17 protein-coding genes are annotated in these 20,511 nt (G+C 66.8%); 5 read left to right on the forward strand and 12 right to left on the reverse strand.

Annotated elements, in window-relative coordinates; genetic code table 11:
- The first annotated feature begins 4 nt into the window (after positions 1-4).
- Positions 5-1,141 (forward strand): DUF2827 family protein, encoded by a 1,137-nt coding sequence (locus WS51_RS09120; protein ID WP_069228980.1) that lies wholly within the window; start codon positions 5-7, stop codon positions 1,139-1,141.
- 263 nt (positions 1,142-1,404) lie between these two features.
- Here WS51_RS09120 and WS51_RS09125 read toward each other — a convergent pair whose 3' ends face one another.
- From WS51_RS09125 to WS51_RS09155, 7 genes are all read right to left on the reverse strand, one after another.
- Complete coding sequence (locus WS51_RS09125) at positions 1,405-1,848, reverse strand: hypothetical protein (RefSeq protein WP_069228981.1); 444 nt, start codon at positions 1,846-1,848, stop codon at positions 1,405-1,407.
- A 64-nt stretch (positions 1,849-1,912) separates the two neighbouring features.
- A complete protein-coding gene (locus WS51_RS09130) occupies positions 1,913-2,716 on the reverse strand; it encodes an EAL domain-containing protein (RefSeq protein WP_059447141.1) in 804 nt (267 codons plus the stop codon).
- A gap of 750 nt (positions 2,717-3,466) precedes the next feature.
- Positions 3,467-4,609 (reverse strand): DUF2827 domain-containing protein, encoded by a 1,143-nt coding sequence (locus WS51_RS09135; RefSeq protein ID WP_059769938.1) that lies wholly within the window; start codon positions 4,607-4,609, stop codon positions 3,467-3,469.
- A gap of 244 nt (positions 4,610-4,853) precedes the next feature.
- Positions 4,854-6,854 (reverse strand): acetyl/propionyl/methylcrotonyl-CoA carboxylase subunit alpha, encoded by a 2,001-nt coding sequence (locus WS51_RS09140; protein ID WP_060295686.1) that lies wholly within the window; start codon positions 6,852-6,854, stop codon positions 4,854-4,856.
- A 36-nt stretch (positions 6,855-6,890) separates the two neighbouring features.
- Complete coding sequence (locus WS51_RS09145) at positions 6,891-7,676, reverse strand: enoyl-CoA hydratase/isomerase family protein (RefSeq protein WP_069228982.1); 786 nt, start codon at positions 7,674-7,676, stop codon at positions 6,891-6,893.
- 19 nt (positions 7,677-7,695) lie between these two features.
- Positions 7,696-9,303 (reverse strand): carboxyl transferase domain-containing protein, encoded by a 1,608-nt coding sequence (locus tag WS51_RS09150; protein WP_059447137.1) that lies wholly within the window; start codon positions 9,301-9,303, stop codon positions 7,696-7,698.
- Between the two features lie 31 nt (positions 9,304-9,334).
- On the reverse strand, positions 9,335-10,516 hold the full coding sequence (locus WS51_RS09155) for an isovaleryl-CoA dehydrogenase (protein WP_059447136.1): 1,182 nt from the start codon (positions 10,514-10,516) through the stop codon (positions 9,335-9,337).
- 171 nt (positions 10,517-10,687) lie between these two features.
- Here WS51_RS09155 and WS51_RS09160 point away from each other — a divergent pair, with 171 nt between their 5' ends.
- Positions 10,688-11,434: a TetR/AcrR family transcriptional regulator gene (locus WS51_RS09160; protein WP_059447135.1), complete on the forward strand. Its 747-nt coding sequence runs from the start codon at positions 10,688-10,690 to the stop codon at positions 11,432-11,434.
- A gap of 67 nt (positions 11,435-11,501) precedes the next feature.
- Here the strand turns inward: WS51_RS09160 and WS51_RS09165 are convergent, their stop codons facing one another.
- Positions 11,502-11,990: a MarR family winged helix-turn-helix transcriptional regulator gene (locus WS51_RS09165; RefSeq protein ID WP_069228983.1), complete on the reverse strand. Its 489-nt coding sequence runs from the start codon at positions 11,988-11,990 to the stop codon at positions 11,502-11,504.
- A 175-nt stretch (positions 11,991-12,165) separates the two neighbouring features.
- On the opposite strand from WS51_RS09165, the gene WS51_RS09170 reads away from it, so the two are divergent.
- Both WS51_RS09170 and WS51_RS09175 read left to right on the forward strand, forming a co-directional pair.
- Positions 12,166-13,245 carry an aromatic ring-hydroxylating oxygenase subunit alpha gene (locus tag WS51_RS09170; protein ID WP_059501771.1) on the forward strand — a complete coding sequence of 360 codons (1,080 nt, stop codon included), beginning with the start codon at positions 12,166-12,168 and terminating at the stop codon, positions 13,243-13,245.
- Entirely contained in the window at positions 13,242-14,207 is a 966-nt protein-coding gene (locus WS51_RS09175) for a PDR/VanB family oxidoreductase (protein ID WP_069228984.1), read from the forward strand. Before WS51_RS09170 ends, WS51_RS09175 begins: the two co-directional genes overlap by 4 nt.
- Before the next feature lie 31 nt (positions 14,208-14,238).
- On the opposite strand, the gene WS51_RS09180 is transcribed toward WS51_RS09175, so the two are convergent.
- Positions 14,239-14,685 carry a hypothetical protein gene (locus WS51_RS09180; protein ID WP_059848608.1) on the reverse strand — a complete coding sequence of 149 codons (447 nt, stop codon included), beginning with the start codon at positions 14,683-14,685 and terminating at the stop codon, positions 14,239-14,241.
- 424 nt (positions 14,686-15,109) lie between these two features.
- On the opposite strand from WS51_RS09180, the gene WS51_RS09185 reads away from it, so the two are divergent.
- Positions 15,110-17,296, forward strand: coding sequence for a TonB-dependent siderophore receptor (locus tag WS51_RS09185; protein WP_069228985.1), 2,187 nt, complete (start codon positions 15,110-15,112; stop codon positions 17,294-17,296).
- A 72-nt stretch (positions 17,297-17,368) separates the two neighbouring features.
- On the opposite strand, the gene WS51_RS09190 is transcribed toward WS51_RS09185, so the two are convergent.
- Genes WS51_RS09190 through WS51_RS09200 form a run of 3 tightly spaced genes read right to left on the reverse strand, consistent with a single transcriptional unit; the run spans position 17,369 to position 20,391 of the window.
- Entirely contained in the window at positions 17,369-18,400 is a 1,032-nt protein-coding gene (locus WS51_RS09190) for a Zn-dependent oxidoreductase (RefSeq protein ID WP_069229173.1), read from the reverse strand.
- 29 nt (positions 18,401-18,429) lie between these two features.
- The gene (gene manD / locus WS51_RS09195; protein WP_059790940.1) at positions 18,430-19,638 is read right to left on the reverse strand and encodes a D-mannonate dehydratase ManD; all 1,209 of its coding nucleotides are present in this window, start codon (positions 19,636-19,638) and stop codon (positions 18,430-18,432) included.
- A 21-nt stretch (positions 19,639-19,659) separates the two neighbouring features.
- Positions 19,660-20,391, reverse strand: a complete 732-nt coding sequence (locus WS51_RS09200; protein WP_069228986.1) for a GntR family transcriptional regulator — start codon at positions 20,389-20,391, stop codon at positions 19,660-19,662.
- Between the last annotated feature and the right edge of the window lie 120 nt (positions 20,392-20,511).

A 20,511-nucleotide genomic window follows, 5' to 3' on the forward strand; every position in this document is an offset into this window, starting at 1 on the left:
GCCGATGAAAATCAATGTCGCGATTACGATGAACGTTCAGCGCGACGCGACGCAGTCGATCTGGTACAACGGCGCGAACCAGCATTGCGTGTACCTGTACATGCTGCTCAAGCGTTCGCCGCTGATCGGCGAAGTGTGGCTCGCGCACGACGACGGCATCACCGACTACCCGCAGGCGCTGATGATGGACGCATTCGGCGACGCGTTGCGGCCGCTGTCGGCGATCGTCCATCAGACCGACCTGCTGATCGAGATGAATGCGTTCATCGACCCGTCACACACGAACGCGGTGCGCCAGCGCGGCGGCAAGTGCGTGTCGTACCGCTTCGGCAACGACTACGTGATCGCGGTCGAGACGATCAACTTCGAGAAGAACAACTGGCGGCCGAACCCGAACCGCGTGCAGTTCGACGAGATCTGGACCAACCCGCAGCACATGCACACGTGCGCGGCGTACTTCCAGGCCGTGTATCGCGCGCCGGTGATCGAGCTGCCGCACATCTGGTCGCCGTACTTCATCGAACGCAGCCTCGACGCCGATCCCGAACTGAAGGCGCGCTTCGGCTACCGCAATCACGGCCCGGCCAAGCGCATCGCGTTCTTCGAGCCGAACCTGAACGTCGTGAAGAGCTCGATCGTGTCGATGCTGGCCGCGAACGCGTTCTACGTCGAGCATCCCGAGCTCGTCGAGCACGTGTACATGACCAACACGTTCGACAAGAAGGAAAACGTCGCCTTCAAGCATCTCGCACTCGGGCTCGAGATGGTGCGCGACGGCAAGGCGACGGCCGACGTGCGCGCGCCGTTCGTCGCGTGGGCCGCGCATCACACCGACATCGTCGTGTCGCACCACTGGGAAAACGGCCTGAACTACCTGCTGTACGACGCGCTGTACGGCAACTACCCGCTCGTGCACAACTCGCCGTTCCTGCGCGACGTCGGCTATTACTATCCGGACTTCGAGATCTTCGATGCGGCGCGCGCGATCGCGACGGCCGCGCAGACGCACGACGCGCGGCTCGACGACTACGCGGCAGCGGCCCGCCGCTGCCTGCAGCAGGTCGACACGCTCGCCGAGCACAACGTCCGCGCGTATTCCGAACAGATCCAGCACTTGTTCGCCGGTCGCTCGCTGGGCTGAGCGTCTTCCCACGCGCCCCGCTCGTGAATCGGACCGTGCGCGATTTCATCGTGACCGATTCGATCCACGGCCGCTGAGCCCGAAAGCCGATGCGCGCGCGAAACCGGCTCGCGTGGCGCGCCGTATCCGGGTATCCGTATCATGCAAGCCGCACATGCGGGCCGATGGGACGATGCGGTCGATCGCGCACCGGCGCTCGTACTCGGCGGATTCGGAAAAGACTGACGCGGCACGACGCGCCGCACGCCGGCATTCCGCGAACGTCAGGCGCGATGCGCGAGCGGGCGCCACGGCGGCACCTGCTCGCCGCCGTGCGTGGCGAACAGGCGGCCATGCCGGCGGCCGATCCGCGCGAGCCCGGCGAAACAGCGCAGCGCGGCACGGCTGACCTGGCCTGCGTGCCGCGCGAGGCTCCCGGATACGCCACGCGCAATGGCCGACTCCTCGCCGCACGCGCCTGCAAACACGCCGGCGTAATAGTGCCGCGCCGCGAGTTCGCGGCTGTCCGCGTCGAGCGGCTTCATCCGGTGAATGCGGCGAGCGACGGCCTTCAGGCCATCGAGATACGGTGTGACGTCGAGCGGTGCATCGATCGATTCCGCGCCGAGCTGCGACACAATGTCGGCCAGTTCGGCGATCGCGACGAGTTCGCGCGTATCGGCCGCCTGCGTGCTTGTTCCGTGCCCGACCTTCTCCGTCGCCGCCATACCCACGCCCCTTTTTTCGATTCTTCGTTGCCCGATGCTTGCGCGCCGCGCACGCACCGCGACCTCATGCGGCGGCCGGTGACCGCCACGTAAAGCGGATGCCCTGCGCCCATGCGACGCCGGAATCCAGGATGATCTGCCGGTCGATCTCGTTCTCCACGCCTTCGACGACGACGTGCCGCGCGCTTTCGTGCGCGAACGCGATCAGCCGGCGAAACTGATAGCGCCCGATCGCGTTGCGCTTGATCAGCGACAGGACCGACCTGTCGAGCTTCACGATATCGGGGTTGCCGACCACCAGGTTGTTCAGCGCGCTGTAGCCGACGCCGAAGTCGTCGATCGCCACGCGGCACCCGGCCTGGCGAAACCGGTTCACGAACGACCGGCCCGCGACGGGATTCAACGGCCCTGTCTCGGTAATCTCGACGACCAGCCGCGCGGCAACCGACGGTTCGGACTCGAGCCGCCTGAATATGGCCAGCCACGCGTCGTCCACGACCGCGCTCATCGCCGCGACGTTGCAGCCGTACACGGCCTTCGGATCGGCGCGCAGTGCGTCGATCGTCCGGCCCACCACGAGCCGGTCGAACCAGCGCATCAGCCCGAGCGATTCGAGGCGCGGGAGGAACGCGAGCGGCGGCAACGCGTCGCGCGATCCCCAGCGCAGCCGCGCGAGACATTCGTGATACAGCACGCCACCCGACAGATCGGCGCGGCAGACGGGCTCGCGCGCGAATCCGAGCCGGCTTTCGACGAAACTGCGTACCGACGCGAGGTCGGGGTGATCGTCATGCGCGCCGAACACGAGATCGATCTCGTCCCGATTCGCTACGCTATTCGCCTCCAGGCGAGGTTCGACCGCATTCATCCGGCGCTCCGGCAAATGTCGGACCGCCGATGACGGCCCGCGCTCACGATACACATGGCGCGAGCCGACCACGACACGCGCCACCGCCTACCCGGCCCATCCTCTTGTTTCGATCTTTTCCGGGAGCGTACTTTTTATTTCGGCGCGCCGTCAAACCCGATATTGTCAACGATATTCAAATACGAGAAATACACCACGCATGCATGTCGACGACAGTGCGGAAGATTACACAAAATCGCCGACGCCGCACTAATCGGCGCCACTTATTTTCCCAACGCGAACGTCACGCGACGAATCAATTTACCGCACAACTCGTTTCTCAATTCGAATGTTCGGCGTTTCGTATGATAAATATCCGTCAGCGCAGATCACGTCCGAATTCGAGGCCCGGATTGCCGCGCGCGCCCGCACACTTCACCGCCAATGACTCGACATCGGGCATTCGGTCTTCACGGAATTCAATTCCGTCGTTTCAAACGATATTAATAACGGTCGAATATTAATCAGACGAGTCAAAAAAGATAATACCTGCGCGAATTATAAGAGAACGACCGATTGAAAGATGTTTAACAATCTTTTTTACTTGTTAACCTCTAGAATAATTTCCGACGGACTTCCCTCGGAGCCGTCAAATTCGTGCCTTCAAAAACCGTCGAGTCTCCCCGGTTCGACGGTTTTTTTTTTAACGGCGTCATTTCTTCAGACATTAAGCGAACGCAATCCGGACGACGGCTTGCGGCTCGCGCAACGTCATGCCGCAGGCGCGCCGATCAGATTCGCGAGCAGCGCATCGTATTCGGCGACGAGCGACGCGTTCGCCGACGTATAACGGCGGAGGATTTCGCGCTGCCGCCGCGTGTAGCCTTCCCAGTCGTCGTCATGCGTGTGCAGCGCGTGCAGCAGCGCATCCGCGCCCTTCTGCACGTCATTGTCCGGGTAGTAGTAGCCGAGATCGGGCGCGAGGCTCGCGTTGTGCACCAGCGGATAGCCCTGCCAGCACACGTCGAAATAGAAGTAGTTGAGCGGGTTCGACCATTGATGCGACACCACGATGTCGGTCAGGTCGGCGAGGAACAGCGGCGTGTCGAAACGGCCGACGAAGCTCGCCTTGCCCGCGCGCACGATGTCCAGGTAGTTCATCAGCATCACGAACTCGGGGCTGTCGTGCGCGAGACGGTCGGCGTTCGTCACGTGCGTGAAGCAGATCGCATCGGGGTCGCGGCGATACGCCTCGTCGATGATCAACATCGGGTACACGCAGAACTTCACGACGTTGTGGTTCGGCTCCATCACCGTGAGCCGCTTGCCCGGCTCGCTGCGCGGGCGGTACTCGCCATGCTCGGGCAGCGATGCCGCACGCTCGCTCAGGAACATCGGATCCCACACGAACGGCACGACGCGCCCCGGGCAGCGGCGCAGCGACTGCAGGAACGGCAGCGACGACGGCGCGATCTGCGGAATCGCCCACACCTCGTCGTAGCCGCGGTTGATGAACAGCGAATCCCACAACCGGCGGCCGAACAGCATCGATTCCATCGCGTTGATGTACTCGACGCCGCAGCAGTAGCTGACGATCTTCGCGCCGCGTGCCTTCAGGTAGGCCGTCTGCGCGGCGTCGATCTGGCCGCCGAGTTCGATCACCACGTCGAGCGCATCCTTCATGTCCGCGAACGCGCGCGTGTCGTACACGGTGCGATCCCACGGCAGCGCATCGGTCAGCGGCACGTCGGTCGTGTTGACCAGCGTCACGCGGTAGCCGTGCGGCGATGCCATCAGCAGCTTCGCGAGAAACAGCGCGTTCTGCTTGATGCCGTTGATCCAAAGGCTTTCGTCGGGGGTGCGCAGTCCGATCGTGATACCGATGCGCAGGCCGTTCAGGACAGGAGACGTCATCGTCGGCGGATTGGGAGATTGAATGGACGCAGTGTAGCGCGCGGCACGCGGCCGCGCGAGCAATCCGCCAGTCTAGCGGAGCGCCGGCCGCCAGACTGTCATGCATGGTCATACGCGGTGCCAACGGCCCCGGTTGGCGGCCGGCTGGGCCACGGGGCGCCACGCGCGCCGCCGGCGCCAGATACGACAAGGCCGGCGTCGCACCGCGAGGCGCCACGCCGGCCCATGCGCGATGCGCGCCCGGTCAGCCTTCCGCCATCATCAGCAACTGAGCGCCATCCGCGACCTGGTCGCCGACGCCGTACAGCACTTCCGCGACGACGCCCGGGGCCGGCGCGCCGATCGTATGCTCCATCTTCATCGCTTCCATCACGATCAGCGGCGTGCCGGCCTCGACCTTCTGGCCCGGCTCGACCAGCACCGCGATCACCTTGCCCGGCATCGGCGCGGTCAGGCGGCCGCCGCCATGTTCGGCATCGCCCGCGTGCGCGAGCACGTTGCGCCATTCGAAGGTCTCGGCAACGCCTTGCGAGAACACGTGGAACGTGTCGCCGTCCGCATACACGCGGCCGCTGCTGCGCACGCCGTCGAGCGTCACGTCGAAGTCGAGCGGCGTCGCGCCGCGCGTCCATGCGAACGGCTGCGCGGGCCCGTCGCCGGTGGCGATGCGCGCGGTGCTGCCGTCGTTCTCGTAGGTGACCGTCACGTCCGCTTCGCGTTCGGGCGCATGCCATTCGAGCGTGCGGCGATAGCTGCCGTTGAGCCGCCAGTCCGTCAGCGCGCGCCACGGCGACGCGCGTTCCGTCGCGGCCGCGTCGCGCTCGCCCGCGAGCAGCGCCGCGCAGGCCAGCGCGAGCGTCGCGCGCGGCGTCTGTTGCGGCGCGAACAGCGCATCGTGATTACGCTCGATCAGGCCGGTGTCGAGATCGGCGATCGCGAACGGCGCGCAGGCGACGATCCGCTGCAGGAACGCGGCGTTCGTGTGCAGGCCGACCACCTCGCACGCGCGCAGCGCACGCAGCATCCGCCCGAGCGCCTCCGCGCGGTCGGCGCCATGCACGATCAGCTTCGCGATCATCGGATCGTAGAACGGCGTGATCGCATCGCCTTCGCGCACACCGCTGTCGACGCGCACCGGCGCGCCGATCGCAAACTCGACGCCTTCCGGCAGCCGCAGGTGCTTCAGCGTGCCGGTGGACGGCAGGAAGCCGCGCGCCGGATTCTCCGCATACAGGCGCGCCTCGATCGCGTGCCCCTGCACGCGCAGTTCTTCCTGCTTCAGCGGCAGCGGCTCGCCCGCGGCGACGCGCAGTTGCCATTCGACGAGATCGAGCCCGGTGACCATCTCGGTGACCGGATGCTCGACCTGCAGGCGCGTGTTCATTTCCATGAAGTAGAACGCCTCGCCCGTCATGATGAACTCGACGGTGCCCGCGCCGACGTAGTTCACAGCGCGCGCGGCCGCGACGGCCGCTTCGCCCATCGCCTGGCGCACGTCTTCGTGCAACCCCGGCGCCGGCGCTTCCTCGAGCACCTTCTGGTGACGGCGCTGCACCGAGCAGTCGCGGTCGAACAGGTAGACGGTGTTGCCGTGCGTGTCGCCGAACACCTGCACTTCGACGTGACGCGGGCGCGTCAGGTATTTCTCGATCAGCACGCGATCGTTGCCGAAGCTGCTGGCGGCCTCGCGCTGGCACGATGCGAGCGCGGCCGGGAAGTCCTCGGAGCGCTCGACCACGCGCATGCCCTTGCCGCCGCCGCCCGCGCTCGCCTTCAGCAGCACCGGGTAGCCGATCGCGTCGGCTTCGCGATGCAGGCGGGCCGGGTCCTGGTCGTCGCCGTGATAGCCCGGTACGAGCGGCACCGCAGCCGCGTGCATCAACGCCTTCGCGGCGGCCTTCGAGCCCATCGCCGCGATCGCGTCGACCGGCGGCCCGATGAATGCGATGCCGGCCGCTTCGCACGCGTGCGCGAAATCTTCGTTCTCCGACAGAAAGCCGTAGCCCGGGTGGATGGCCTGCGCGCCGGTCGCGCGCGCGGCCTCGATGATGCGCTCGATGCGCAGATAGCTGTCGGCGGCCGCCGAGCCGCCGATGTGCACGGCCTCGTCGCATGCGGCGACGTGCTTCGCGTTCGCGTCCGCGTCGGAATAGACGGCGACGCTGGCGATCCCGAGACGTTTGCACGTCGCGGCGACGCGGCAGGCGATTTCGCCGCGATTGGCGATCAGAATCTTGTCGAACATGGCTTCGGTGTCGTCCGGAAAGTTAGGGGCACGCCGTCATTCACGCCACGCAGGCGTGCGTTTCTCGAGGAAGGACGCGATCCCTTCGCGCGCTTCCGCGCCGGCGCGGGTCCGCGCGATCCAGTCGGCGGTCTGCTCGATCAGCGTCGCGTCGAGCGGCCGGCCGGCCACGTCGGCGACGAGCCGCTTGCATGCGCGCACCGCGTCGGGGCCGTTCGCGACGAGCGTCGCGGCCAGCTTCGCGACCGCTTCGTCGAGCGCGTCGGCCGGCACGGCATCGTGAATGAAGCCGAGCGATGCGGCGCGCGCGCTGTCGAACACTTCCGCCGTCGTGAAGTAACGGCGTGCCGCACGCTCGCCCATCGCCCGCACGACGTACGGCGCGATCGTTGCCGGAATCAGCCCGAGCCGTGCTTCCGACAGGCAGAACTTCGCGCCGTCGGCTGCAATCGCGATGTCGGCCGCCGCGACGAGGCCCACGCCGCCCGCATACGCATCGCCGTGCACGCGCGCGATCACCGGCTTGCCGCAGCGATGGATCGCCTCGAGCATCCGCGCGAGCTTGCGTGCGTCGGCGCGGTTCTCGTCGTCCGAGTAACCGGCCATCTTCTTCATCCAGTTCAGGTCCGCGCCCGCACAGAACGCGGCACCTTCCGCCGCGAGCACGACCGCGCGCACGCCGGCGTGCGCATCGAGCCACTCGAACGCGGTGGTCAGCTCGGCGATCGTCGTCTCGTTGAACGCGTTGCGCACGTCGGGCCGCGCGAGCGTGACGGTCGCCACGCGGCCGGCCTCGCTTACCTTGATCGTTTCGTATCGCATCGGTCAGTCCTCCCGGCCGTTACATGCGGAACACGCCGAAGCGCGTATCGTCGATCGGTGCGTTCATCGACGCGGCGAGGCCGAGGCCCAGCACGTCGCGCGTCTGCGCGGGATCGATCACGCCGTCGTCCCACAGCCGCGCGCTCGCGTAATACGGATGCCCCTGGCGCTCGTACTGGTCGCGGATCGGCTGCTTGAACGCATCCTCTTCCTCGGCCGACCACGTGCCGCCCTTTGCCTCAATGCCGTCGCGGCGCACGGTCGCGAGCACCGAGGCGGCCTGCTCGCCGCCCATCACCGAGATCCGCGCGTTCGGCCACATCCACAGGAAACGCGGGCCGAATGCGCGGCCGCACATCCCGTAGTTGCCCGCGCCGAACGAGCCGCCGATGATCACCGTGAACTTCGGCACCTTCGCGTTCGACACGGCCGTCACCATCTTCGCGCCATGGCGCGCGATGCCCTCGTTCTCGTACTTGCGGCCGACCATGAAGCCCGTGATGTTCTGCAGGAACACGAGCGGAATCTTGCGCTGGCAGCACAGCTCGATGAAATGCGCGCCCTTCACGGCCGACTCGGAGAACAGGATGCCGTTGTTCGCGACGATCCCGACCGGATGGCCCCAGATGTGCGCGAAGCCCGTGACGAGCGTCGTACCGAAGCGTGCCTTGAATTCGTCGAACTCCGAATCGTCGACGATGCGCGCGATCACCTCGCGCACGTCGAACGGCTTGCGCGTGTCGACCGGAATCACGCCGTACAGGCTCTTCGCGTCGTAGCGCGGCGGCTTCGGCTCGCGCAGCGCGAGCGGCGGTGCGATCTTCGGCGCGAGATGCCCGACGATGCCGCGCGCGATCGACAGCGCGTGCGCGTCGTTCTGCGCGAGATGGTCGGCCACGCCCGACAGGCGCGTATGCACGTCGCCGCCGCCGAGATCCTCCGCGCTCACTTCCTCACCGGTCGCGGCCTTCACGAGCGGCGGGCCGCCGAGGAAAATCGTGCCCTGGTTCTTCACGATGATCGACTCGTCGCTCATCGCCGGCACATACGCGCCGCCCGCCGTGCACGAACCCATCACGACCGCGATCTGCGCGATTCCCGCGGCGGACATCGTCGCCTGGTTGAAGAAGATGCGCCCGAAGTGGTCGCGATCGGGGAACACGTCGTCCTGGTTCGGCAGGTTCGCGCCACCCGAATCGACGAGATACACGCACGGCAGCCGGTTTTCCGCGGCGATTTCCTGCGCACGCACGTGCTTCTTGACGGTCATCGGGTAGTAGGTGCCGCCCTTCACCGTCGCGTCGTTGCACACGATCATGCACTCGCGGCCCGCGATCCGGCCGATTCCGGTGATGACGCCCGCACCCGGTGCGTCGTCGTTGTACATGCCGTTCGCCGCGAGCTGCGACAGCTCGAGGAACGGCGCACCCGGATCGAGCAGTTGCGCGATCCGGTCGCGCGGCAGCAGCTTGCCGCGCGACAGGTGCTTGTCGCGCGCGGCCTGGCCGCCGCCTTGCGCGAGCTGTTCGATCTTCGCGCGCAGGTCGGCGACGACCGCCTCCAGCGCGGCGGCGTTCGCGCGGAAGTCTTCCGAACGCGGGTTCAGTTTGGATTCGATGATCGGCATCGACGGGGCTCCGTTCGCGTGACGTGGGGCGTTACATCGTTTCCGCGAACAGCTCGCGGCCGATCAGCATGCGGCGGATCTCGCTCGTGCCGGCGCCGATCTCGTACAGCTTCGCATCGCGCCACAGACGGCCGACCGGATACTCGTTGATGTAGCCGTTGCCGCCGAGGATCTGGATCGCCTCGCCGGCCATCCACGTGGCCTTCTCGGCCGTGTAGAGGATCACGCCCGCGCAGTCCTTGCGCACCTGGCGGATGTGGTCGCTGCCCGCCGAGTCGAGGTGGCGGCCGACCGCGTACAGGTATGCGCGGCATGCCTGGAACGTGGTGTACATGTCGGCGACCTTGCCCTGGATCAGCTGGAACTCGCCGATCGACTGGCCGAACTGCTTGCGGTCATGGATATACGGCACGACCGCGTCGAGACACGCGGCCATGATGCCCGTCGGGCCGCCCGACAGCACCGCGCGCTCGTAGTCGAGGCCGCTCATCAGCACCTTCACGCCGCCGTTGAGCTGGCCGAGGATGTTCTCCTCAGGCACCTCGACGTCCTGGAACACGAGCTCGCCCGTGTGCGACCCGCGCATGCCGAGCTTGTCCAACTTCTGCGCGACCGAGAAGCCCTTCATCCCCTTCTCGACGATGAATGCGGTGATGCCGCGCGGGCCGGCGTCGATGTCCGTCTTCGCGTAGACGACGAGCGTGTCGCAATCGGGGCCGTTGGTGATCCACATCTTCGTGCCGTTGAGCACGTAGCGGTCGCCGCGCTTGTCCGCGCGCAGCTTCATGCTGACGACGTCGGAGCCGGCATTCGGCTCGCTCATCGCGAGCGCGCCGATGTGTTCGCCCGACACGAGCTTCGGCAGGTATTTCCGCTTCTGCGCGTCGGTGCCGTTGCGATGGATCTGGTTCACGCACAGGTTCGAGTGCGCGCCGTACGACAGGCCGATCGACGCGGACGCGCGCGAGATCTCCTCCATCGCGACCATGTGCGCGGTATAGCCCATGTTCGCGCCGCCGTATTCCTCGGACACGGTCATGCCGAGCACGCCGAGATCGCCGAACTTCTTCCACAGGTCCATCGGAAACTGGTCGGTGCGGTCGACCTCCGCCGCGCGCGGCGTGATTTCCTTGGCCGCGAACGTCGCGACGGCGTCGCGCAGCATCTCGATGTCTTCACCGAGCATGAATTGCACACCGGGCAGATTGATCATGTCTCCTCCGTCTCCAGAAAGTAGGTCGCACGCGCCGATTTCTGAGTTTCGCTCAAATCGGATCAATGCGTCGATTCATTAAGCCAATACAGCGGAAATTTTGCACAGTTTCGCGCCTCGTCCGGCTTGCCGTCAATAGTTTTTTGAGTGACACTCAGATATCATTGCACGATGACAGCCGCTACCGCCGACACCATGACCGCCACCGCCAAAGCCGACCGCCCCGAGCCGTCGCGCGCACCCGCCGGGCGCAAGTCCCAGCAGCGCGTGCAGGACATCCTGCGCGCCGGTCGTGAAGTGTTCGCCGAAAAGGGTTACGAGCATGCGACGGCCGCCGAGATCGCGCAGCGCGTCGGCGTGTCGGAGGCGACGGTGTTCAGCTACTTCCGCGGCAAGCGCGAGCTGTGCGCGCGTGTGATCGCCGACTGGTATGACGAAATCATCGCCGCGTTCGAACTGGGGATGCCGCAGGAAGCATCTGTGCAGCAGCAGTTCGCGTTCATCGTGCGAACGCACCTGCGGCTGATGCTGGTGAACGGCACGGGGCTCTGCGCGCTGGTGCTCTCGGAGGGGCGCGCGAAACAGCATGCGCTGAGTGACGAACTCACCGCGCTGCAGCGCCGCTACACGGCGCCGCTGATGGACGTGCTCGCACGCGGCCAGGCGGCCGGGCAGGTGCGCGGCGACATGCCGCTGAGCCTGCTGCGCTCGATGGTGTTCGGGCCGATCGAGCACGTGCTGTGGGATGCGATCCTCGGGCACCGCAAGCTCGATACGGAAACGACGGCCACGCAGCTCATCGACATGCTGTGGGCCGCCGTGCAGCCGCCCGCGCCGGAGCAAGCGGCGCTGGTGCGCTTCAGGAACGAAGTCGCGGAAGCGGTGCGGCGGCTGGACGGAGAAGCGTCACGCCCGTGACGCCGCCGGGCGGCATCGCGCACCGTGGCGTTGCCGCTTCAGCGCCCCGTCGCCGCGCATCGAATCGCTACGATTCCTCGCCGGCCCGCAGCGGCGCACGGCTTTGCTCGTTGTTCAGGTGAACGAACTTGCGTAACAGGCGCATCAGTTCGCGCGAATCATCTGCCCCCATGCCGTCGAACAGGCCGTCGCGCAGCTCCGTCACCGACGGCATCAGGCGCGCGAGCAGCTCGACGCCCGTCGGCGTCAGCAACAGGCGCCGCTGACGCCGCGGCAACACTTCGCGGACGATCAATCCCTTCGCTTCGAGCCGGACCGCGAGGTCGGCGGTCGTCGACGTGTCGAGCGCCACCCGCTGCGCGAGCGTCACCTGATCGAGCCCCGGACATTCGTAGAGCATCCGCAGGACCGCATACTGCACCGGCGTCACGTCCCGGCCCAGCTTCTCGTAGAACATCGCAACCGCGATCTGGTGCGCGCGGCGGATCAGGTGCCCCGGTTCGTCGTACAGGTCGAGCGGGAAAGCCGGTGCGTCGGCGGGATTCGTTTTTTCCATGAATGAGTCGATGACATAGGCGGCGCACGCCGTTGCGTCGCGCCGTTTCCCGGGAAAACCAGTATACCGCCCGCCTTGCCCTGGCCAATCTCGGTGAGTACACTGAATCTCATTCAGTACACGGAATGAAGAACCGCCGCGCGCCGGTGGCGCCGCCCTGAAGGAGACGAAGAACGTGTTTCTCAAGAACGCTTGGTATGTCGCGTGCACGCCCGATGAAATCGACGGCAAGCCGCTGGGCCGCAAGATCTGCAACGAGTCGATGGTGTTCTACCGCGCGGCGGACGGGCGGGTCGCGGCGCTCGAGGACTTCTGCCCGCACCGCGGCGCACCGCTGTCGCTGGGATTCGTGCGCGACGGCGTGCTCGTGTGCGGCTATCACGGGCTGGAAATGGGCTGCAACGGCAAAACGGCCGGCATGCCGGGCCAGCGCGTCGGCGGGTTTCCCGCGATCCGCAGCTTCCCCGTCGTCGAACGGTTCGGATTCGTCTGGGTCTGGCCCGGCGATGCGTCGGCCGCCGATCCCGACAAGCTGCCCGCGCTGCGGTGGGCCGAGGATCCCGCCTGGGCATACGGCGGCGGCCTGTATCACATCCGCTGCGACTACCGGCTGATGATCGACAACCTGATGGATCTCACGCACGAGACTTACGTGCATGCAACGAGCATCGGCCAGAAGGAGATCGACGAAGCGCCGCCGAAGACCGTCGCCAACGGCGACGAAGTCGTCACGAGCCGCTTCATGGAGAACGTGATGCCGCCGCCGTTCTGGAGGATGGCGCTGCGCGGCAACGGGCTCGCCGACGACGTGCCGGTCGACCGCTGGCAGATCTGCCGCTTCACGCCGCCGAGCCACGTGATGATCGAAGTGGGCGTCGCGCATGCCGGCCACGGCGGCTACGACGCGCCGGCCGACGTGAAGGCGTCGTCGGTCGTCGTCGACTTCATCACGCCGGAGACGGACTCGTCGATCTGGTACTTCTGGGGGATGGCGCGCAACTTCCGGCCCGACGATCACGCGTTGACCGCCGAGATCCGGGAAGGCCAGGGCAAGATCTTCGCCGAGGATCTCGACATGCTCGAGCGCCAGCAGCTCAACCTCGAGCAGTGGCCCGAGCGCAAGCTGCTCAAGCTCAACATCGATGCGGGCGGCGTGCTGTCGCGCAAGGTGATCGAGCGGCTGATCGCCGACGAAAACGCGACGAGCCCGCAGCGGCCCGTCATTCCGGTCGCGCAGATCAAGGAGGCGTCATGAGCGCCGCGACGCTGACGGTCCGGGTGGCCCGCAAGTGGCAGGAAGCGCGCGACATCTGCGGCTTCGAATTCGTCAGCGACGACGGCGCGCCCTTGCCGCGCTTCGACGCCGGTGCGCATATCGACGTGTATTTGCCGGGCGGCCTCGTGCGCCAGTACTCGTTGTGCAACCATCCTGACCACGGCGATCGTTATCAGATCGCGGTGCTGCGCGACGCCGAAGGCCGCGGTGGGTCGCGCGCGATTCACGACGAGGTCCGGCAAGGCGACACCGTGCGGATCGGCATGCCGCGCAATCAATTTCCGCTCGCGCCCGACGCGCCGCACCACCTGTTGCTCGCGGGCGGGATCGGTATCACGCCGATTCTCTGCATGGCGGAACAACTGCACTCGTCCGGCACGCCCTTCGACATGCATTACTGCGCGCGTTCGGCCGATCGCATGGCGTTCGTCGAGCGGATCAGCGCGGCCGGATTCCGCGACCGCGCGCGCTTGCACGTCGACGACGGCGCGCCCGCGCAACGCCTCGATCTGCCGGCCGTGCTCGCGTCTGCGCCTGACGGCACCCACCTGTACGTCTGCGGCCCGCGCGGCTTCATGGACGCGGTGCTGAACGCCGCGCGCGAACGCAACTGGGCCGACGAGCGGCTGCATTACGAGTTCTTCGGCGGCGAGGTGGCATCGTCCGGCTCGGATCGCGCATTCCAGGTCCGCATCGCGAGCAGCGGGCAGGTGATCGACGTGCCGGCCGAATGCACGGTCGTCGCCGCGCTAGCGGCCAATGGCATCGACGTGCTCACGTCGTGCGAGCAAGGCGTATGCGGCACCTGCATGACGCGCGTGCTCGAAGGCGAGCCCGAGCACCGCGATTCTTACCTGACCGAAGCGGAACGAGCGGCCGGCGACCAGTTCATGCCGTGCTGCTCGCGATCGCGAAGCGATCTGCTGGTACTCGACCTGTAGGCGGATCGCTCGACATCGCGCATCGCTCGCGTCAATCGGCGAGCCGGCAATGCGCGAGCTTCAACCCCGGCAGCACCGGCGCGTCGATATAACCTTCGTTCACGCAACTGAAGCGGAAATTCGCGGACGCCGTGAACGGCTTGATCTCGCCGCCGGGGAATTTCGGCTTCAACGCAGGCTGGTCCGCCATGTCGAAATGCGTATCGAACTGTTCGCCATCGGTCGTCAACGCACCGAAGTACGTGCCGCCCGGGTCGCTGCCCATCCGGATCACCGCGCCGACGAACGCGAGGCGCTTGCCGTCGTATTTCGTCTTCGCGGCGGCCATGTTCTGCGTATAGGCTTCGATCACCGTCCCGTAGTGCGCGTCGATCGCGGGCTCGTCGGCCGATGCGGCGCACGCGTCCTGGCAAACGCCCGCGAGCATCGCGCAGGCAGCAAGCGCGGCCGTCATGAGCGGCGCGGAAATCTTCTTCAAGGGTGGTCTCCCGTCAAACGTCGTGGTTGATGTCGTTGACCAACGCGCGGTGCCGGCTGCCCGGCGCCCCGCCGGACGATCGTGCCGCCGTTGCTTTATTCGTTCGAATCGTGGGACACGGCTGCGATCACGTCACTGCCCGCATGGTCGACGGCGGTGTGCGACGTCGCGCTGCAGGCGACGCGACAGGAAGATGGCATGGTGCGGCCCCCGGCTCTCGATGAATTTCACTGCGTCTGATTTTGGGCGCTACGGTAGCAGACGGCCGGCGCCCCGGCAATCGCGTTGCCCGGTCCGGATCAGCCGCATTTCAATTGCAAACGATTCTCATTACATATATCATGCGCATCCTGCTGCGGTGAGTCAGCAAGCGAAGCGCTGCGGCCCACGCCCTCATCCTTAGCACTCCATCATTCATCGATTCATGCCATCCCGTCGATCGCCCCGCCGTGCACGGACGTTGCGTCCGTGGCGCGCGAGCCTGCCTGCCCTGATCACCCTTTGCGTCGCAAGCGGCGCGCATGCGGAGGCCGAACCCGCGTCGGCGGCATCCGCATCCGCGGCCACGCCCACGCCCGTGTCGCGCGAGCCCGAACGCGAGCTGCCGACGATCAGCGTCAGCGCATCGGCGGCCACCGATCCGACCGTCGGCTACCAGCCGCGCACCAGCAGCGTCGCGGGCGGCGACGATCGCCCGCTCAAGGAAATTCCGCAATCCGTCGCCGTGGTCAGCAGCAGCGTGATGCAGGACCAGCAGGCGCGCTCGCTCGACGACGTGCTCGGCAACATCAGCGGCGTGACGCAGACCAATACGCTCGGCGGCACGCGCGACGCGTTCATCAAGCGCGGCTTCGGCTCGAACAACGACGGCTCCGTGCTCGTCGACGGCGTGCGCACGCCGGTGCTGCACAGCTACCTCGCGACGATCGACCGCGTCGAAGTGCTGAAGGGCCCGGCTTCACTGCTGTACGGGATGCAGGACCCGGGCGGCGTGATCAATCTCGTCACGCGCAAGCCCGAAGACACGTTCGGCGGCTCCATCTCGGCGTCGCGCACGAGCCATGGCGGCAGCGATGCACAGTTCGACCTGACCGGCCCGCTCGGCAAGCCGGGACAGGTTGCGGGCGGCACGCTCGCGTTCCGGCTCACCGGCGAATACGACACGAGCCGCTACTGGCGCAGCTTCGGCCGCGAACGCAACGCGCTGATCGCGCCCGCGCTGTCGTGGCATGACGCGAACACGTCGATCGACATCAGCTACCAGTACGTCGACTACACGACGCCGTTCGATCGCGGCACCGTGCTCGTGAACGGCCGTCCCGACGATGCGCTGCGCTACCGACGCTACGAGGAGGCATGGGCGCAAAGCGGCGGGATCCAGGAAACGCTGCGCGCGCGCATCGAGCACCGCTTCTCCGACGCGTGGCGCGTGCGCGCCACCTACGGCTGGGGCCGCGACCGCTACGATCAGTACATTACCCGCGCGACCGCCTTCAACAGCGCGACCGGCGCGCTGTCGCGCACGTCCGACGCGAATCTCGGGCGCAACGACTCCGACCAGATCGCGACGCTCGGCCTGCTCGGCAACCTGACGCTCGCGGGAATGAACCACGCGCTCTACATCGGCGGCGAATACGAGCGCCAACGCAGCTTCCGCGGCGACACGATCCGCGGCGCCGCGACGAAGGGCTTCAATCTCTACGATCCGGTCTACGGCCTGCTCGCGCCCGGCGGCATCGCGAGCGCGAAGCAGAGCGATTCGCTGTCGAAGGTCCACACGTATTCGATGATCGTGCAGGACTCCGTGAAGATCACCGACCGGCTCACCGCGGTCGGCGGGCTGCGCTGGGAGGACTGGCAGCAGGAATCGGGGATGGGACGGCCGTTCGTGTTCGCCGACCGCTCGCACGGCAACGTGTGGCTGCCGCAGTTCGGGCTCGCGTATGCGCTCACGCCGTCGTTGACCGCATACGCGAACGTGAGCCGCTCGTTCAAGCCGAACGTCGCGTCGAACGTGGCCGCACCGCTCGCGCCGGAATTCGGCCGCGTGCTGGAAGCCGGCCTGAAGTTCAGCCTGAAGCCCGGCATCACCGGCACGCTCGCGGCTTACCAGATCGACAAGCGCAACGTCGCGGTCACGGTCGGCGACATCACGTCGACGATCGGCACCGCGCGCTCGCGCGGGATCGAACTCGACGTCGCGGGGCAGCTCACGCGCCACCTGAGCCTGATCGGCAGCTACGCGTACACGAACGCCAACGATCGCGACAGCAACACGCCGCTCGTCAACGTCGCGCGCCATACCGGCAGCCTGTTCGCGGTGTACGACACCGCGATCGCGAAGCTGCCCGGACGCTGGCGCTTCGGCGGCGGCGCGCGGCTCGTCGGCGCGCGGCCCGGCGACACCGCCAACAGCTTCACGCTGCCCGGCTATGTGACCGTCGACGCATTCGCAGCGTATGAAACGACGATCGGCAAGTTCCCGACGCGCATCCAGCTCAACGTGAAGAACCTGCTCGACAAGACCTACTATCCGTCGAGCAACAGCAACCTGATCGTCGCGGTCGGCGAGCCGCGGCTCGTCACGCTGACGACGACGGTGTCGTTCTGACGCATCTTCGCACCGGGCAGGCGGGGCCGCGCGACACGCGCGACGCGCCCCGGCCGTCGACACGATCCGGTTTCAACCGCCCGCGAAATCGAGCAGGATCTTGCAGCTTTTCTCGGGATTGCGCTCGGCCATCTCGAACGCCTGCGCGACGTCGCGAAAGCCCACCTTGTGCGTGACGATGTGCTCCGGCTGGATCAGCCCGCGGGCAATCCAGTCGATGACCTGCGGGAACATCGCGCAGTTCAACCGCGATGCCGCGAGCGTCAGCTCCTTCTTCGTCAGCTCCGCCTGCACGAGCGCCGAGGGCTCGGACGAGAATCCGAGCACGCCGATCCGGCCTGCCGGCGCGGCGATCCGCACGGCCTCCTCGAGAATCGACGGATGGCAGACCGCATCGAAGATCAGCGTCGGGCCGCCATCGACACCGCGCCTTTCCAGCGCATCGGGCAGCGACTCGACGCTCGTATTGATGACCTCGTCCTCCGCCGCGCCGCACTTGCGTGCGAGCTGCAGCCGCGCGTCGAGCCGGTCGGTGATGAATGCGCGAATCCCGTACACGCGCTTGAGCACCTGCAGGATCGTCAGGCCGACGGTGCCGGCGCCGTAGATCAGCGCGACATCGCCCGGCAGCACACCGGTGCGCGACGTCGCGTTCGCGGCTACCGCGAACGGCTCGACGATCGCCGCGCAGGTATCGGCGATCGCGTCGGGAATCCGGTACGCATTGCCGGCCGGCACGCACGTGTACTCGCTGAAGCCGCCGTCGCGATGCACGCCGAGCACGGTCAGGTGCCGGCACACGTTGCGCCGGCCGATCGTGCACGCGTGGCAATGCCCGCAGCTGATCACCGGATCGACCGCGACGGTCTCGCCGAGCCGCGCGGCGTCGACGCCCGCGCCGACCGACTCGATCGTGCCGACGAACTCGTGGCCGATGACGCGCGGGTACGACACGAACGGATTCTTGCCGTGAAAGATGTGCAGGTCCGACCCGCAGATGCCCGCATAGCGCACCTTCACGCGCACTTCGCCGGCGGCGGGCACGGGCAGCGGCACCTCGCGCACGGCCATGCTGTTCGGACGATCGACTACGACGCTCAACATTTCGGTTCTCTCCTTCTGCTCTTCGACGCTCACCAGTTCCACATCGAACCGTCGCGCAGCCGGGCGACCGGCAGATACGCGCGCTCGTACGGATATTTCGCGGCCAGCGTCTCGTCGATGTCGACGCCGAGGCCCGGCACGTCGTCCATCACGAGATAGCCGTCCTCGAAGCGGTAGTTGTGCGGAAACACTTCATCGGTCAGCGCGCTGTGCGGCATCAGCTCCTGGATGCCGAAGTTCGGCGCCCACAGCCCGAAGTTCACGGCCGCCGCCATGCAGACCGGCGACAGGTCGGTCGCGCCGTGGAAACCGGTGCGCACCTGGTACATCGCCGCGTAGTCGGCGATACGCCGAACATGCGTGATGCCGCCCGCGTGCACGATCGTCGCGCGGATGTAGTCGATCAGCTGGTCGCGGATCAGGTCCTTGCAATCCCAGATCGAGTTGAACACCTCGCCGACCGCGAGCGGCGTCGTCGTGTGCTGGCGAATCAGACGGAACGCGTCCTGGTTCTCGGCCGGCGTCGCATCCTCCAGCCAGAACAGCCGGTGCGGCTCGAGATCGCGGCCGAGCCGCGCGGCTTCGATCGGCGTGAGGCGGTGATGCGCGTCGTGCAGCAGGTGCGGCGCATCGCCGACCGCGTCGCGCACCTTGCGGAACAGCTCGGGCGTGTGGCGCAAGTAGAGCGCGGTGTCCCACGGCTCCTCGGGCGGCAGACCCTTTTCGGCGGGCTCGTACGCGCCGGCCGTCTTGCCGACGCCGTATACCTTGTCGAGTCCGGGCACGCCCGACTGCACGCGAATCGCGCGATAGCCGGCCTCGATATGCGCGCGTACCGCGTCGACCGCCTCTTCGTGATCGCGCCCGTTCGCATGGCCGTACACCATCAGGCCGTCGCGGCTCTTGCCGCCGAGCAACTGATAGACGGGCATGCCCGCGAGCTTGCCGAGGATGTCCCACAGCGCCATGTCGATCGCGGCGATCGCCGTCATCGTCACCGGCCCGCGCCGCCAGTACGCGCCGCGATACAGGTATTGCCAGATGTCCTCGATGTTGCGCGGATCGCGGCCGACGAGGCACGGGAACACGTGATCTTCCAGGTACGCGCGCACCGCGAGCTCGCGCCCGTTGAGCGTCGCGTCGCCGAGGCCGTGGACACCCTCGTCGGTCACGATCTTCACCGTCACGAAATTCCGGCCCGGACACGTGACGATGGTCTGCAAGCGTTCGATTTTCACTGCGCTCCTCCTGCGGGCGTTTCAGTCGACGAAGTAATGGGGCGCGCGGCCGCGCACGTCGGGCAGGTGCGTGCCCATCCGGTCGACGTGCGCGGCGACCGATGCACCGAGCAGCGCCATGTTGCGCGACGCGATGTGCGCAAGGATCTGTTCATGCTCCTGCAGCGCGCGGCGCGCATGATCCTCGACGCGGTCGAGCAGCAGCCAGCGCACGCGGTCGAACTGGCGCTTCATCGGCTGCAGCATTTCCCATACGTGCGGCCGGCCCGCGAATGCGAACATCCGGCCGTGCATCGCCTCGTCGAGTTCGAAGAACGCCTCGACATCGCCGCCCGCTACCGCCTCGCGCTGCGCATCGATGATCCGCGACAGCTCGGCGAGCTGCGCCGGCGTGATTTTCTGCGCAAGCTCGACATGGTTCGCGCATTCGAGCGTGCTGCGCGCGAAGCGCCCTTCCTCGAGGATCGACACCGGAATCGGCGCGACCAGCGTGCCGACCTTCCGGATGATCTGCACGAGCCGTTCGTCGGCGAGCTGTGCGAACGCTTCGCGCACCGGCGTGCGGCTGACCTTGATCGTCGTGGAGATCACCGCCTCCGACAGCGCGGTGCGCGGCGGCAACGCGCCGCGCACGATCGCGTGGCGCAGCAGCGCATGTACCTGTTCCGTATACGAACGGCTCTCGTCCAGCGAGAACCCCTGCAACGCCGTGACGACGACGTCCGCTTCTTCCAGTGCTGCCGTTTCGCTCATGGTCGCGATTGATCCGACTCGATATCGATGTCTACCATGGTACAGAATGGATCGAATTCGAGCGATCTAGCGTTTACACCGATAACCTCGCGGAGAAACTCGAAATAACCTGCACGCATC

This window comes from Burkholderia territorii, from assembly GCF_001718335.1.
Lineage (GTDB): Bacteria > Pseudomonadota > Gammaproteobacteria > Burkholderiales > Burkholderiaceae > Burkholderia > Burkholderia territorii.

What these genes read in the sequence shown, in the direction of transcription:
- WS51_RS09145 (WP_069228982.1), bottom strand. Translation starts at nt 7,676, where the DNA reads ATGCGATACGAAACGATCAAGGTAAGCGAGGCCGGCCGCGTGGCGACC.
- WS51_RS09185 (WP_069228985.1), top strand. Translation starts at nt 15,110, where the DNA reads ATGCCATCCCGTCGATCGCCCCGCCGTGCACGGACGTTGCGTCCGTGG.
- WS51_RS09155 (WP_059447136.1), bottom strand. Translation starts at nt 10,516, where the DNA reads ATGATCAATCTGCCCGGTGTGCAATTCATGCTCGGTGAAGACATCGAG.
- WS51_RS09135 (WP_059769938.1), bottom strand. Translation starts at nt 4,609, where the DNA reads ATGACGTCTCCTGTCCTGAACGGCCTGCGCATCGGTATCACGATCGGA.
- WS51_RS09165 (WP_069228983.1), bottom strand. Translation starts at nt 11,990, where the DNA reads ATGGAAAAAACGAATCCCGCCGACGCACCGGCTTTCCCGCTCGACCTG.
- WS51_RS09125 (WP_069228981.1), bottom strand. Translation starts at nt 1,848, where the DNA reads ATGGCGGCGACGGAGAAGGTCGGGCACGGAACAAGCACGCAGGCGGCC.
- WS51_RS09190 (WP_069229173.1), bottom strand. Translation starts at nt 18,400, where the DNA reads ATGTTGAGCGTCGTAGTCGATCGTCCGAACAGCATGGCCGTGCGCGAG.
- WS51_RS09140 (WP_060295686.1), bottom strand. Translation starts at nt 6,854, where the DNA reads ATGTTCGACAAGATTCTGATCGCCAATCGCGGCGAAATCGCCTGCCGC.
- WS51_RS09120 (WP_069228980.1), top strand. Translation starts at nt 5, where the DNA reads ATGAAAATCAATGTCGCGATTACGATGAACGTTCAGCGCGACGCGACG.
- WS51_RS09130 (WP_059447141.1), bottom strand. Translation starts at nt 2,716, where the DNA reads ATGAATGCGGTCGAACCTCGCCTGGAGGCGAATAGCGTAGCGAATCGG.
- WS51_RS09160 (WP_059447135.1), top strand. Translation starts at nt 10,688, where the DNA reads ATGACAGCCGCTACCGCCGACACCATGACCGCCACCGCCAAAGCCGAC.
- WS51_RS09175 (WP_069228984.1), top strand. Translation starts at nt 13,242, where the DNA reads ATGAGCGCCGCGACGCTGACGGTCCGGGTGGCCCGCAAGTGGCAGGAA.
- WS51_RS09150 (WP_059447137.1), bottom strand. Translation starts at nt 9,303, where the DNA reads ATGCCGATCATCGAATCCAAACTGAACCCGCGTTCGGAAGACTTCCGC.
- WS51_RS09200 (WP_069228986.1), bottom strand. Translation starts at nt 20,391, where the DNA reads ATGAGCGAAACGGCAGCACTGGAAGAAGCGGACGTCGTCGTCACGGCG.